The organism is Dokdonia sp. Hel_I_53 (assembly GCF_007827465.1).
Lineage (GTDB): Bacteria > Bacteroidota > Bacteroidia > Flavobacteriales > Flavobacteriaceae > Dokdonia.
Genome location: NZ_VISL01000001.1, coordinates 1185612 through 1203327, shown reverse-complemented (window position 1 = coordinate 1203327; position 17716 = coordinate 1185612). Strand labels below are relative to the sequence as shown.

The following is a 17716-nucleotide window of genomic DNA, read 5'->3' as shown; positions in this document are numbered from 1 at the left end:
GAGTTATTTTTAACTAATATTTACGAGATAGCATACCACCACCCAAAAACCTACATAATGTTAAAATCTACCCGGTGTATACTTCAAGGGCTTTTACTGGTGTGCATTATTGTCACACCAGTTTTTTCTGTTAGTGCTCAAATCGCTATTGGACAACCTAGTATAAATATTTTTCAAGGTGCTTGCGCAACGTCATCTTTTAACTCCTATGATGTAAGTTTTTCTTTTAACCCTTCAAGTGGTTTAGATGCTTCAAATCAATTCATAGTTGAATTATCAGATGGTAATGGAAATTTTGACGACCCTGCTTTTGAAGCTTTTAGGTCAAACCCTGGTGCTATTGTTGATTCTCCAGCAACCGTTTCCATTTCAATACCAGAAGATGCTAGAGGTGACGGATATAGGCTAAGGGTGAAAAGTACATCTCCAGTCGCATCTAGTGTTCCATCCGATCCTTTCTCAGCGTACTTTAAGTTGCACGACACACCTTTTACTATTAATAACTTAGAAGATACGGCCACTTTTTGTCCATCATCTGGTTATTTGTTAACTATAGATGATCCGGGGCTTGATGGGGCCATATCCCCATTAACATATAATAGTTTAGAATTTAATTGGTTTCGCGTCATTGATGATACAAACTCACAATGGGTAGCAACAGGTGATACGTATTTGGTAGATGAAGAAGGAACCTATTTTGCAGAAACTGATTATGGACCCTGTAGTTCAGATTCATTTTCTAATAGAGTTACGGTGACATTTGCTACTAATGGAGAACCTGCGACCGCTAATATAAGTTCTAGTTTGGGAACTCTTTTTTGTTCTAATGGGGAAGGTACAACGCTTACTACGGTCAATGGTGATAGTTATGAGTGGTTCAGAAATGATCAACTCATACAGGGAGCAAATGATAATACGTTGCAAACTAATGACTCTGGGAGTTATGCTGTGATTGTTACTTCTAATGGCTGTGTGGCTGTAGGAAGTATTGATATAGAAAGTTTGAGTGGAAGTACTATGCTTGATGTTAATGATATTAATTTTATTCAAGCTGGTGAATCTTTACAAGTTTCTGTGATTACAGAACTCGATAATCCTCAATATGAATGGTTTTTTAATGATGAAATCATCCCGAGTGCTACAACAATGACTTACAGCGCTAACCAAGTGGGTAACTATAAGGTCGTCGTTACCGCTACAGGCGATTGTGATTTAATAGTAGAGCTATTTTTTGAACTACGTGTTGTTGTAGATGCAGACAATATTCCTAATGTAATTTCTCCCAATGGCGATGGAATAAATGACACTTGGATGATTCCAGCAGAATATTTAAGTGGATCAAATGCCGAAGTGCTTATAGTGAGTAGTTCTGGAAAGAAAGTACTTGAGACAAAAGAATATTTAAATAATTGGCCTGAGGATATGGAGCAAATAGGTTCTGGGAATCAAGTTTTTTATTACGTAATTACTCCACAAGAAAAAGAATCTATTAAGGGATCCATTACAATTATCAATTAAATTGAAAAATAACCTCCTCCATATACTTTTAGTTTTTCTTTACGCTGCAACAATGCAGGGTCAAGAAGAGTCTAGTGCGATTGCTCTAGATTTACCAGCTCGTAATTCATTAATGTTTGGTAAATACATTATTAGTCCAACTTTAAGTTTTGCAAGAGAGGAGAATAAGTACATCTCTATTAACAATAAAAGAGAATTAGTACAGGCAGGCGATGCTCCTCAAACGTATTTGGCAAGTTTTTCGGGTAGATTCACAGAAAAGATTGGTGCAGGTTTAGGCCTATTTCAAAGAAATTTTGGTGTTTTTACAACATTTGGAGGAATTGCAAATGTTGCTTATAACGCACAACTTGCTTCAGAGAGTAATTTGACTTTTGGTCTTAATTTAGCTGCATATAGCAGTAGTGTGAATTCGGGTAATGTAGTCTCTACAAGTGATGATCCATCAATAAATAATATACCTTCTAGTTTTATAACCACTATAAGTCCAGGTGTTAACTACGGAGGAGGATTCATGGATGTTGGGGTTACTATAAATAATCTTGTTACTTATGATGTAAGTAATTCAGAATTACTCAAGGAGCAAACCCGGCGAGGAATTCAGGGACATGTAATGTATACTGGTTTTTTAGATACTTATGGTTTTTTAGATAATAGTAAGTTTTCTGCATTAGGTAGAGCAGAAATACAGGAGGATACATCCATTTTTTCTGGTACTGTGATGTTGACTGTTCCAAAAGGTTTTTGGGTTCAAGGTGGTTATAACACAGTTTTTGGTGCGTCTGCTGGTGTCGGTCTCAATGTCACATCCCAAATTGCATTAGAATACAATTATGAAAAATCATTGGGAGGTTTTGTCGGGTTAGGTTCTACACATGAATTTACACTTGCTTTCATGCTTCCTACTCAGAATTCTTTTGATTTTAGAAAGAAGCGTATTACTGGACTGTTAAATTTTGAGAAAAATAGAAGGAGATCTTTTAGTAAAAAGAAACGCTTAGCGCGAAATACCCCAAGCAAGCCAAGAGTGCCTGCTCAAACTGAAGAAGCTGTTGATTTTGATGCACAAGCACGTATTGCTCAGGAGGAAAGACTAGCTGAAGAAGCACGACTAGCTGAAGAGGCAAGATTGGCTGAAGAAGCACGACTAGCGGAGCAAGCTCAATTATCAGAGGAAGCAAGATTGGCTGAAGAAGCAAGACTAGCAGAGGAAGCAAGATTGGCTGAAGAGGCACGACTAGCGGAGCAAGCTCAATTATCAGAGGAAGCAAGATTGGCTGAAGAAGCAAGACTAGCTGAAGAGGCAAGATTGGCTGAAGAGGCACGACTAGCGGAGCAAGCTCAATTATCAGAGGAAGCAAGATTGGCTGAAGAAGCAAGACTAGCAGAAGAAGCTAGATTAGCTGAAGAGGCAAGATTGGCTGAAGAGGCACGACTAGCGGAGCAAGCTCAATTATCAGAGGAAGCAAGACTAGCAGAAGAAGCTAGATTAGCTGAAGAGGCAAGATTGGCTGAAGAGGCACGACTAGCGGAGCAAGCTCAATTATCAGAGGAAGCAAGATTGGCTGAAGAAGCAAGACTAGCAGAAGAAGCTAGATTAGCTGAAGAAGCAAGACTAGCCGAAGAGGCAAGACTAGCTGAGGAAGCAAGATTGGCCGAAGAAACAAGATTGGCCGAAGAATCAAGACTAGCAGAAGAGGCAAGACTAGCAGAGGAGGCTAGATTGGCTGAAGAAGCACGACTAGCTGAGGAAGCAAGATTGGCCGAAGAATCAAGACTAGCAGAAGAAGCAAGGTTAGCTGAAGAAGCGAGACTAGCCGAAGAATCAAGACTAGCAGAAGAAACAAGGTTAGCTGAAGAAGCAAGGTTAGCTGAAGAAGCGAGACTAGCAGAGGAGACGAGGTTAGCTGAAGAAGCAAGACTAGCTGAAGAATCAAGGTTGGCTGAAGAAAGAAGGTTAGCTGAAGAAGCAAGGTTAGCTGAAGAAGCGAGACTAGCAGAGGAGACGAGGTTAGCTGAAGAAGCAAGACTAGCTGAAGAATCAAGACTAGCAGAAGAAACAAGGTTAGCTGAAGAAGCAAGGTTAGCTGAAGAAGCAAGGTTAGCTGAAGAAGCAAGACTAGCTGAGGAAGCAAAAGAAGCCGAGATAAATCCTACAGATAATTTAGGTCAAAATATAAAGAACTTAACAGAACAAACAGAAACAGCACAAGAGTCTCAGGATAATCTATTAAACCGTTTAGCCGAAGTGGTAGACTCTAAGGATGAAGATCTAAGAGACCTTAAGGAAGCAAATGATTTAAGTGAGAAAGGTATTTTTGTGGCCCCAAAACCATTTAAAAGTGTTTCTCAAGAAAATGCTGAAATTGCAGCATTACAAACAGAATTAGATCAAGCAATTAGTTCGCAGAGTAGTAAAATTTCTGAACTAGAGCGCTTATTAAGAGAGAGAACAAAGGAATTTTCTGGTGATGATGCAACAAATGCGTATTATAGAAAGGCAATCACAGATCTTAAATTAGATCGAGAATTAACTCAGGCAGCAAAAGCAGATCTAGTGGCTTCATTAGAACGAATTAAGGAAGCAACTCAATTTGAGCGATCAAGAAGAATTAAGAGAGCTGCCTTTAATAATGAGGAGGATAGATTCCAGCAAGATCAAGCCTCTCTCAGAGTGCTCAAGGCAAATACACCTGTTGTTAATACGCCTTACACTAGTGAAGATTTTGATTTCGGAGATCAAGAAAGCGGTATTACACGTCGTTTTAGTAACGTGGAAAATATTGATAGCGGATACTATATAGTATTAGCAACACATGGCAATGCTAAGGACAGAGATGAGTTTGTTAAAAAAGTAATTGCATCTGGCTACAGTCAAGTGAATTACTTCTATAATATTGACACAAGTAAGTACTACATCTATATTGATAAAGTAGATTCAATAGCAGGTGCAAACGATAAATTAAGTATAAAGAATGAGGCTCCTTTTGCAGAAAAGGTTTCTATTATTCAAATTGATAATTAAAGTTTTACAAATTTTAGAATAGTTAATCATTGTAAGATTTACCCCAAATCATTATTATTATGAAGAAAGCTACTTTTTATAAAATACCCTTATTTTTAGTATTCATATTTACAGGATTGCAGTCATTGGCTCAAGACAGCGTAGAATTTACTCCTGTGTTTGATGATGACCTAAAGGGAGATATTCTTCTAATTGGAAACAATATACTAGGAAGGAATAATAATGCATATAATAATGATAATCAATATAATTCTAATATTGATATGCGTTATATTGATATTGATGGAGATGCTACAACATTTAGCTCCACTAGTGCAGATTTAGTAGTCCCAAATCCTAACTGTTATGAAATTAGATATGCAGCCTTATATTGGGGGGCAGTAGAGCGGGACAGTAATCAAGATTTTACAAATGTAAAATTCAGAGGGCCTTCTGGTGGATATGTTGATGTTGCTGGAAATATTATTTATGATAGAACGCCAATAGGATCAGAAATTGCTAACAGTTTGCCGTATGCTTGTTACGCAGACGTAACGAGTATAGTTCAAGGTTTAGCTACTAACACAGGTACCTATACAGTAGCAAACGTTTCTTCAAGACAAGGCTCAAATGGAGGGACTGGTCAATCTGCTGGGTGGTCTCTTTATGTAGTGTATGAAGATCCTACACTGCCTAGCAAATCTATTACTAGTTTCAATGGGTTTGAAGTAGTTAGTGTAGCCACTGGAGGAACAGTAGATGTGGATGTTGATGGATTCAGGACAATTCCTACGGGACCTGTAAGAGCTAATTTAGCATTTGCCACTTTAGAAGGTGATAGTCCAATACCAGGAGATTTCTTGGCCCTTAATGGTTCTAGTTTATCGACGGCCGATCGCCCAGCTAACAACTTTTTTAATAGTTCAGTTACACAACTGAATGCATTACCAGTTAATAATAGAAACCCGAATAGCTCAAACACTTTAGGATTCGATACTGGAATTATTGCGGTACCTAATCCTGGAAATTCAGTTATTAACAATGGAGACACCTCTGCTGTAGTTACTTTAGGTACTGTTCAAGATACCTACTTTCAATATTTTTTCTCATTTGCCGTAGAGATTATAGAACCAGATATTGTATTTACAAAAACGGTAGAGGATGAATTAGGGCAAGATATAAGTGATCAAGTGGTTGGTCTTGGTCAAGAACTTAACTACGTGATTAGTTTTCAAAATATAGGGAATGATGACGGACAAAACCTTATAATAAGGGACGTATTACCTATTAATACTGTTTTTGACTTTCCTTCAGGACTTGATTTGCCACCAGGAGTTACAGTTGTAAGTTACGATCCTGCTACACGTGAGATTGTTTTATCTGTAGAAGATTATCTCATTGAGGAAGGAGATCCTGTAGTAGAATTTAGAATCAATGCTAATGTTGTCGAAAACTGTAATGATTTGTCAAGTGCTTGTTCTAACCTGGTTCAAAACCAAGCCTTTGCTAGTTACGTAGGAACTGTTAATCCAGATTTTATAATTACAGATGATCCTAGTGTTAGCTCAAACACAGGCTGTTTATTAGTGCCTCAAGCTACTAACTTTTTAGCAGATATTGATGAGTGCGAATTTCGTGAAAACGCAATTCTTTGTGGTGACAGTATTGATATTGTAGCTGCCGATGGGTATGATTCATACTCTTGGTCTAGCGACCCCTCAGGATCACCAGTTCTAGGAACTTCTCAAACTTTAACGGTTACTGAAAGTGGGACTTATTATGTATATAATTCCGCACCAGCTCCTTGTCGATCTATTATTCAAATTTTTGATGTGATCATCTATGGTGAAAACCAAACAAATCCTATACTTCCACAAGCTGATGAAGTAGTTACCTGTCCAGATGATGGAAGGTTATTGCCTAATATTTTCCTATGTGGTTTAAATGATAGTAGAGATCTTAGTGCAGCTATTACAGATTCAAATTCTATAATCTGGGAACAGTTAGACGAGTCTAGTTGTGCAGCGGTGGGTAATAATGATTGTGCAAATGAAGATGGTGCTTGTTCTTGGAATCAAGTAGCAACTGGTACCGATTATACAGTAAATACCGCTGGACAGTTTAGACTTACTGTTAATTACGATGGAGGTTGTTTTAATCAGTTCTTTTTTAATGTATATCAAAATGTATTGAACCCAACTGCAGTTGCCACAGATATATTGTGTGATAGCATTGGTACAATTACTGTAAATAATGTGCCTAGTGATTATGAATTTAGTCTTGATGGAACAAATTATCAAACTAGTAATATATTCAATGTAGCTACTGCTGGTACGTACACAGTATATGTAAGACAGCAAAATGTTCCAGATACGGCCTGTGTCTTTACTGTTGAAAATGTGCGTGTTCGTTTAAGAGATTTCACATTTGCGGCTACAGCAACTAATCCATTGTGTAATGGACAGTTAGGAAGCATACAAGTTTCTGCAAATGATGGTGAGCCTCAATATACTTTTACATTGTTTGATGATACAGGTGCCTTAGTTACAACTGTTGGTCCAATTGTAGAAAGCTCTTATAATTTTGAAAACCTTAATGCGGGTGAGTATACAGCAAATGTCCAGACTGAAGATGGCTGTGTTGAATCAAATACGGTTACCATTGTGGAACCAGATTTATTATCCCTAACTGCAGATCTTGCAGCGCCATTTATCGATTGTTTGATTCAAGCAACTGATGGTGATGGTAATTTATTATTTGATGAATTTGGTAATCCAATCTTTGAGGAAACTCAAGGTGAGATAAACATGAACGCTGTAGGTGGTACTCCTCCTTATGTTTTTTACATTAATAGTACAACAGTTTTTCAGGGTAGTTCAGTTTATAATATTACAAGTGCAGGTACCTATAATATTAGAGTTGTAGATGCCAATAGTTGTGAGGCTACCTATTCTATTGAAGTAGAAGAAATTTTACCTCCAGAGTATACTGTTACAGCAACTGATATTCAATGTGCAGATTCTGGTGATTCAGGAACTATCACCTTTAATGTTACTACTACCTACGGTAGTAGTTTGGAATATAGTATAGATAATGGAGTTACGTTCTCTAGTAATAATGTCTTTACTAACCTTCCCGCTGGTGATTATGAAACGCTTATACAATATACCTTTGGGCCTTCCTCATGTACAACATTACCAGAGACAGTAACGATTACTATACCAGAACCTCTTGTGGGTCAGGCAGATCTTACAGTAGATTACACTTGTGATACTACTGCTCAAATTACGGTAAGTAATGTTAGTGGAGGAACCCCAGGGTATGAATATAGTATTGACGGAGTTACTTTTCAAACAGGTACAGTATTTACAAATTTAACAAACGGATCTTATGTTGTTGTTATTCAAGATTCACGTGGATGTTCACTAGCTCTACCAGTAATTGTAATAGATGCACTAGATCCTCCAACAGATCTTGAATTTTCAAACACAGCACTTACATGTCCTTCTAACTTAACAGATATTACTATCACAAGTACGACCGGGGGAATTGCTCCATTAGAGTACAGAATTATTGCTCCAGCCGCGGCAGTGACAGCATATCAAAATTCTAACGTATTTGCTAATCTGTCTCCAGACACCTATACTTTTGAGGTAAGGGATGCAAATGGATGTTTATACAGTGAGCAGTATGCGGTTGATGGATTACCTAGTATAGCAGTGAGCGCCCAAACACAAAATGACGTAACGTGTTTCGGTGATTCAGATGGATCCATTCTTGTAACGGTATCAGGAACTTCTAATTTTGAATATACCGTGAATGGTGGAGCAGCAATCGCTGGAACCTCACCTTTTACACTCTCTGGTTTGGGAGCTGGTTCGTACGCTATTGTCATAATAGATACCGTAACCAATTGTGAAGGAACGGATACAGCAACGGTACAAGAGCCTGGTGCCGCATTAACGCTGTCTGCTGCAGAAACTGTTATTACTTGTGAGGATGATGGGAGTGTTGAGCTTACTGCTACAGGTGGTTGGGGAGGTTATACCTATACGATTACCCAACCTGATAATTCAGTTTTAGGTCCGCAATCTAGCACGACTTTTACAGGTTTATCACTTCCAGGAACATACACGGCTCTAGTGGCTGATGTTAATGGTTGTGAGGTGACCACTACTTTTGATTTAACTACTCCTGAAGATGTAGAAGCTACATTAAGTGGCACATCTAACCTTTGTTATGATACAACTAGTGGAGCCACTTTAGTGGTAGATGTAACTGCTGGAGTAGCGCCGTTTGAATTTAGTATAAATGGAGGTCCATTTCAGGCGAGTAACAGTTTTCCAAATCTTATACCTGGAAGTTATACTATTACTGTAAGAGACGCTTATGGATGTACACTTACTTTGGCAAGTCAGAGTATTGCTCCACAATTGTCATTAACTACGATATTAGATAAAGAACTAGATTGTACATCGTCTCCTGATGGTCAAATCACGGGAACTATAACTGGAGGCTATCCTCCATACACCTATGCTGTTTCTATAAATGGTGCAGCATACACTTCGTTAGGAACAACAGGATCTCCTTTTACCTACACGGTAACAACAGACGGTACATACCAATTTCAAGTGACAGACGATCAAGGTTGTATCGCGGAATCTGGAGTAACCACTGTTGCACCTATCACTAATCCTACAGTAGTTGCAACCCCAACAGATCCATTATGTTTTAATGATAGCAATGGGCAAGTGCTTCTTACGGGCTCAGGGGGTTCTGGTGCGTATATGTATAGTGATGATAATGTTACCTATACATCAGACCCATTATTTACAGGTTTAGTTGCTGGAACTTACACTTTCTATGTGCGTGATGGAAACGAGTGTATAGGTACTATAAGTGTAACTTTAAATAACCCAGATGAACTTGTAGCGTCTGCTTCTATTCCAGCTAATACTAGCTGTAGTGCTACAACTGTAATAACGGTAACTGCCACTGGTGGTACAGGGAGTTATGAGTACAGTTTCGAAGGAAGTTCTTATTCGAGTTCAAACACGTATACGGTAAATAATACTGGTGTAATACAAAATATTACGTATGCTGTAAGGGATACTAATGGGTGTATCGATACTGATTCTATAGATATTCCACCATATGATCCTATAACAGGAGTGGCTTTTGCAGATTCAAATGCCATTACTTGTAATGATACGACCACAGATGTGACGGTAACACCTACGGGAGGGATTTCTCCGTTTACATTTGTAATTACTGCACCAGGTGCTGCTACGACAAATACTACGGGTGTGAACTCAGGTGTTTTCACAGGACTAACTCCTGGTAATTATACATTTGAGGTGACAGATGCAAATGGTTGTTCGGCTACAGCATCACATAGTATTTCACCTGTTCGACCTATTCAGGTAGCTTTCGCGAAAGCGGACGAACAATGTTTTAATGCAGGTGATGGCGAAGCGGTATTTACCATTACAGATGTGAGCAGTACTGGCAATTATACCTATACAATTAGTCCTACTGTAACTACAGATACTCAAGTAGATAATGTAGTAACCGTAACAGGTCTTACCGCAGGGACATATACTATTGATGTCGTTGATACCGCTACAGGATGTACCGACTCTGCGAGCGTAACAATAGACGCAGCGACACAGATTACATTTACAGCTACGGCATCGAGTGTAAATTGTAATGAATCTATTTCAACTATTACTTTTACAGGACCTAGCGGTGGAACACCAGGCTATACGTATGCCTATGTCATTCAGGGAGATCCAGCACCAGCGCCATCTGCTTTTAGTAATACGACTACGGTAGATACAAGTGTTTTAGGATCTAATATCACAGTATGGGTAAAAGATGCAAATGATTGTACGGTATCTCAAGATATCAATATCGTTACAGATCCTACACCTACAGTTACTCTTGCGGTAGACGACCAATGTGGTACGATTGGTAATAGCTATACCATTACCGCAACAGCAAGTTCAGGAGTTTCACCATATGCATATAGTATAGATGGAACGAATTTCCAAACAAGTGCTACATTTACGGTAACACCAGGAACCTACACCGTTACTGTAAGAGATGCTAATGGATGTACTGCTACAAGTAATTCAGTTACTGTGAGTCCTCAGCTAGTATTAAACAGTGAAATCACTGAAGAGTTTGATTGTGCACCACCTTTACCATCTGAAGCTCAAATTACACTTACTTTTAATGGAGGTTCTGGACCATATACCTATGAGGTAGAATTTAATGGAGGTGGATTTAATCCACAAGGAGCCTTGACCTCACCATTCATTTATAGTACTCCTAATCCTGGAGACTATCAATTTAGAATAACAGATAGCAATGGTTGTTCTGTTACTTCTGTTGTTCATACTATTGATCCATTAGTTCCAGTTACAGCAACCGAGACTCATATAGACCCTACTTGTAATGGAGATACCAACGGGTCTATCACCTTGACGGCTACCTCAGGAGAGGCTCCGTTTACCTATAGTATTGATGGCGGAACTACCTTTGTTTCCTCAAATGTGTTTGGTGGTTTGAGTGCAGGAACTTATAATTATGTTGTAAGAGATAGTAAACAGTGTGAGGATACTGGGTCTATTACTTTGAATGATCCAGCACCGATCGATGTGACCATAGTAAGAAACGCTATCCAATGTAATTCAAATGTACCTGGTAGTTTGGATGTTACAATAAACTCAGGTGGAGTAGCACCATTTATCTACACTTTATTTGATAATACAAATACGCAAATTGATACGAGTGGAAGTACAGCTTTGACAACACATACGTTCTCTGGACTTAGTTTTGGTGATTATTTTGTAACAATTGTTGATGCAAATGGTTGTGATTTTAGAAGTGCGGCTCAACGTATTGAAACACCACCAAATATTAGTTTGACCAGTAACACCACTACCGGCTCTTGTGCAACAGGTGCAACAGTTACCATAGAAGTTCTAACTGGTGCTCAACCATTTATCTACTCTATATTTGGTCAACCGGCTACGGCTTTTGGACCGACAGCAAACACATCTCATACTTTTACAGGACTCGATCACAATACAACCTACTTCTTTCAAGTGGAGGATGCAGGTAGTTGCTTCTCAATAATTGAAGTAACTACACCACCTTTATCTCCTATTGATATCTCTGCTTTATCGACAACAGATGTTTCCTGTAATGGAGATAGCACAGGAGAGGTTAGTTTTACCGTTTCAGATTATGACGCTTCAGTAACCATGCTTTATTATGAAGTACGTGATCAATTAACTAACCAACCGATCGCTCCACCAGCTAATGGAACCTTTACTGGTCTAACTGGAGCTCCTGCAAGTGATGTCATAACAGGCTTAGGAGCCGGCAATTATACCTTATTCGTAGAAGAGACTGATGGAACTTTATGCTCTACAACGCAGGTTTTTCAAATCACAGAACCAATCCAAGCGCTTACTGCAACGGTGGTAGACAATATTAATGCAAATTGTAATACAGGAGCGCAAGTAACAGTGAATGCAACGGGAGGAACGGGTCCTTATGAATATGCGTATGCACTTTCACCATCAGCGGTACCTACTTCTGCTTATACCACCAACAATGTATTAAATCTAGATGCTTCATTAGGAACAACTTGGGATATATATGTAAGGGACGCAAATGGTTGTCCATTCACATTACCAGTTACCGTCGCAACAGATGCAGCACCTACTATTGATCCTGTTGCAACACAGTGTTACGTGGGAACACCTTTTACGGTAACAGTGAGTGGAACTACTTTTAATGGTAATGCCACATATAGTGCGGGTGGACCATATCAAAACAGCCCAAACTTTACGATTACTGCTCCAGGATCTTATGACTTTTTTATAAGAGATGATAACGGTTGTACAGCAACTACCACGTATGTGGTAAACGATCAACTAACGTTAATACCTACTATCACAAAGGAACTTGATTGTACAGCAAGTCCAGATGCAGAGATTACACTTACTGCTGGGGGAGGAGATGCTAGTTATACCTATGAGGTATCTACAGATGGCGGTATTACGTATACAGCAATGGGATCAAATGTTTACAGTGCAGCTACTCCTATAGAGTATTTCTTTAGAGTTACAGATGGAGCTGGATGCCAGGCAATCAATAGTATAGAAGTCTCCCCTATTGTTCCTGTCACATTTACACCTGTGCCTACAGATGTAAGCTGTAATGCAGGATCAGACGGTAGTATTACTGTAAACGTTACGGGTGGGGTAGGACCATTTACCTATGAAATAGAGGGTGTGTTAAACACACCTGCAGATTCTAACATTTTTACAGGCTTATCACAAGGAACGTATGATATTGTCGTTATTGATGGTTCTTCTTGCAGGTCAGCTATACAGTCTGTGACAATTGATGAACCAACTCCGGTAACAGCTACTGCATCCTTGTCTGCTAATACGACTTGTGATGTGGAGACAACCATCACCGTTACAGCATCCGGAGGAACACCTACGGGAATAGCGACGGGTTACTACTACAGCTTTGAAGGAAATGGTTTCTCAACTGATAACACGTATGTTGTAAATGATAATGGAACGGTACAGACGATTAATTATATTGTAAGAGATTTAAATAATTGTGAGTTTACTGGTTCTATAGACGTACAGCCACTAGATCCACCTACAGACCTGGATTTTAGCGCTACGGTAGCGACCTGTGATACACCTAGCAGCGATGTGACAATTACTGCCACTGATGGAATAGGTCCATTAACGTATGATATTATTATTCCAGCAGGAGATCCAAATACTACAGGTGATACTACAGGTATTTATACAGGACTTTCTGTAGGTTCTTATACTTTTGAAGTTATAGATGCTAATGGATGTACTTATCAAGAGCAGTTTACAGTACCAGCGATTGAGAATATTGAGGTGCTAGGACAATTGGTGAGTGACATTACTTGTAATCCAGGAAACAATGGTGAAGTTTCATTTACGGTCTCTAACTTTACAGGAACGTATAGTTATTCTATAAATGGTGGGGCAACGGTAACTGGACAAACGAATGCGACAGTATTAGTTAGTAACATCTCAATCCCAGGTACACAAACTATAGATATTACAGATGAAGTTACAGGTTGTGTTGCAACAGCTTCTGTGACTGTTGCTCAAGTAGCACCGTTAACATTAATTGAGGACACTAATATTAATGCAAACTGTAATGATGATGCACAGGTAACGGTGAGTGCGACAGGAGGTACACCTCCTTACGTATACTCATTTGTGGTAAGCGGTGCTGGTCCAGGAACCTTTACATCTTCTAATACAGCGGCGTTAGATCCACCTACTTCAACGAGTTGGGATGTGTATGTACAGGATAATAACAACTGTCAAGACATGATTACCGTGACGATAGATACAGATCCACTACCTTCAGGATTTACATTTGCCGCAACCAGTCAATGTCCAGATGCTTCTGGTGAATATGAGTTAGTAGTTACGCCAGGAAGTGGTATTGCACCTCTTGAATATAGTATAGGTAATGGATACCAGACGGGAACCACTTTTACAGTGAATGCTCCAGGAATGTATACAGTAACTATTAGAGATGGAAATGAATGTACAGTTACAGAATCTGTGACAATACTACCTGCTCTAGAGGCTATTGCAGCTATTAGTAATCTACCTAGCTGTAGTGATGATGATGGAGAGATAGAAGTGACAGCCGCAGGAGGTTCTGGTGATTATGAATATACAATCAATCCAGATCCATTGGGCGTTTCCCCAAGTACAAATCCAATATTTGTGGGATTACCTGCCGGTGTATATGATGTAACAGCCATAGATAGAATAACAAGTTGTACGTTTACAACTCAAGTTACTTTAGAAGCACCTACCCCAGTGACATTTACGACATCACATGAGGATGTTAGTTGTAATGCGGGCAGTGATGGAACTATTACAGTTACTTTAGGTGCTGGAAATGACAATCCGCTGTATACCTACGCGATTATTGCGCCAGCAGGATTTACTCGTCCTGCACAGAGTTCAAATATTTTTACTGGACTTTCTGCAAATACTTATACGGTGCAAGTCACGTCTGGTAGAGGATGTACACTCACAGAAGATGTAATAATTGAGGAGCCAGATGCTTTAACAGCTTCCGCGACAGCGACATCATTTAACTGTGCGGCAGATAATTCTGTAAATACCTCAACGATTACTATTACGGGTGCAGATGGAACGCCTCCTTATTTATATAGTATTGATGGAACTAGTTATTTTACTTCAAATACATTTGAGGTAGCAGATACTGGTGCTATACAGACAATTACAGTATACGTTAGAGATGATAACAACTGTGATGCTACAAATACAGTAACGATTGATCCGCTAGAAACTATCACGGCTGCAGCATTTGTAATTACATCACCTATTGATTGTAATAATACTGGTGAAGTGAGTATCAATGTTACTGGAGGCTCTGGAAACTTTGAGTACCAATTGTTACCAAATGGAATACCACAACCTTCAAATATATTTGCTTTAACAGACCCAGGAACGTATTACTTCCAAATAAATGATTTGACAACGGGTTGTTACTTCTTAACAGATTTTGAAATAGCTCCTTTTGATGTGATTGAAGCACAATTAAGTACATTAGAAGATGTAGATTGTTTTGGAAATGCAAGTGGAGAAATAGCACTTACGGTACTCAATTATACAGGTGATTATACTTATGATGTATTAGATAGCTCTGGTGCTCCAGTGGGTATTTCAGGAACAGGAAATACTAATTCAAACCCTCAGATTATAACAGGATTGAATGGAGGGAATTATACTGTTAATGTTTCTGCAACTGACACTCCTTTCTGTGCAACTGTATCAAATAGTGTGGCCATTGAGTCTCCTATTACCCCAGTTGCGGTTATCGCTACAGAAACCTATAATGTAACTTGTACAAATGATCAAGGAATTATCACGGCTGCGGGTAGTGGTGGTACACCACCATATGAATATCAATTAACAGGTCCAGTGACGGTTGCCTTTTCACCTAATGCAACATTCAGTGATCTAAGTGCAGGTTTATACACAGTAACTGTACGAGATGCAAATGATTGTTTAGAAACAGACACTGTATTATTAGAAGTGCCAGATGCAATTACTGCCACCTTCACGCCAAGTGCTACTGAAGTAGCGTGTTTTGGTGATCAAACAGTTTCTATTACTGTAACAAATGTTCAAGGAGGTCAAGGAGCTGATTACAACTATACACTTAATAGAATTTCTCCTAATGCAAGTACATTTGGTCCTCAGTCATCAAACGTATTTTCAAACCTTGGAGCAGGGGTGTATTCTGTTACTATTCAAGACACATACAGTTGTGAGTTGACGTCTGCTAATATTACAATCACAGAGCCAGATCAGATTGATGCAAGTCTAGTCGTAAATTCAACACAAACGTGTCTTACAGATGCTACACTTACGTTAAGTGCGACAGGTGGTACTGGTCTGTATACGTATGATGATGCAGATGACTTTACTACACCGTTAGGAACTTTTGTTACTGATGTAACATTCTCTGTGGTACCTGGAACGTATCAATATTTTATCAGGGATGAGAATGGATGTGTTAGCCGTGCGTCTAATGAGATCACGATTGAACCACTTGTTGATTTAGAAGTAAACCTTACTTCTGATAATCCTACCATTAATTGTGTAGGAGATTCTTCGGGATCTATAACAGCAACTGCTATTGGAGGTTTAGGAAATTACGTGTATACGTTACAAGACGAATTTGGGGTTACTGTGCCAGCAACTCAAAGCTCTCCTGGTGTATTCACAGGGTTAACTGCTGGGACATATCAAGTATATGTTCAAAGTGGTGATTGTCAAGATACTTCTAGTACGTTAATCATTACAGAGCCTCTAGAAGCAGTGACTGCCGATTATGATCTCACTCCAATAACATGTAATGGAGCAAATGATGGTGTGTTAACTATAAACGCCTCTGGAGGAACAGGAGATATTATATATGCGATATCACCTAACCTTGATCAATTTTTTACAACTAATGTTTTTGAGGATTTACAACCTGGAGATTATACCGTAATCTTTCAAGATCAATTAGGGTGTTTCGACACATTTGATTTTAGATTAGAAGATCCAGAAATTGTAGCACTAGGAATAGTACCTAATTCTATCATACCAGAAACTTGTTTTGGAGATGCAGATGGTTCTTTTAGTGTTGAAATATCAGGCGGGTCTTTACCTTATGAGGTTGTATTAGATGATCCTAATGGAACTTACACTGTGGGAGGTCCTACCCAAACAACATTTGTATTTGATAACCTCTCTGGAGGAGATCATATAGTATATGTACGAGATGCGCAAGGATGTGAATCTCCATGGAATATCACCTTCCCAGAAACAGTTAATATTATTCCTACTTTAGATGTAGATCCTAATTGTGATACTAATACACCAGGAAATACCGTTACTGTAACTGTTGATGGTTTTATACCAGATCCATCTCTGTTAACGTATAGTCTTGATGATAGTGGTAATGAGCAATCTGATAATGTATTTATAAATGTTTCTCCTGGAACGCACTATATTACAGTTATTTACGATGGAGTATGTTCTGAAGACACAATACCCTTTATTATAGAGGACATACAGCCTTTATCATTAACACTAGAAGAAGGTAATTTAAATGAAATTGTGGCAGTAGCTACTGGTGGTTTTGGTAATAATCAGTATACTTTTAATGGGATTTCTACAGGTACCACAAATACCTATGTTATTTCAGAATCAGGTACTTATACTGTAATTGTTACTGATGCTGAGGGTTGTACCGCAACAGCAGATATTTATATAGAATTTATTGATGTATGTGTACCTAATTACTTTACCCCTAATGATGATGGTGTCTTAGATACTTGGGCTCCAGGGTGTGCAGATAACTACCCTAACTTAAAGACCCAAATATTTGATAGATATGGTCGTGTAATTGTTAAAATGAATGTTGGACAAAGTTGGAATGGAAAATACAATTCTAAAGAGTTACCTACAGGAGATTATTGGTACATTATTACACTTGGACCAGAAGGTAATGATCGTGAGTTTGTGGGTCACTTTACATTATATAGATAATACAATGCTCCTAAAATCTTAACCT

Annotated in this window: 3 protein-coding genes; all 3 read left to right on the top strand. The window is 38.8% G+C overall.

Annotated features, from left to right (window positions below):
• Positions 1 to 57 precede the first annotated feature (57 nt).
• From OD90_RS05315 to OD90_RS05305, 3 genes are read left to right on the top strand one after another with little or no spacing between them, the layout of a single operon-like run.
• Entirely contained in the window at positions 58 to 1518 is a 1461-nt protein-coding gene (locus OD90_RS05315) for a gliding motility-associated C-terminal domain-containing protein (protein ID WP_144667629.1), read from the top strand.
• Between the two features lies 1 nt (position 1519).
• Positions 1520 to 4543 carry a PorP/SprF family type IX secretion system membrane protein gene (locus OD90_RS05310; protein ID WP_261374463.1) on the top strand — a complete coding sequence of 1008 codons (3024 nt, stop codon included), beginning with the start codon at positions 1520 to 1522 and terminating at the stop codon, positions 4541 to 4543.
• Positions 4544 to 4602: 59 nt separating this feature from the next.
• A complete protein-coding gene (locus OD90_RS05305; RefSeq protein WP_144667624.1) occupies positions 4603 to 17691 on the top strand; it encodes a T9SS type B sorting domain-containing protein in 13089 nt (4362 codons plus the stop codon).
• Positions 17692 to 17716 lie beyond the last annotated feature (25 nt).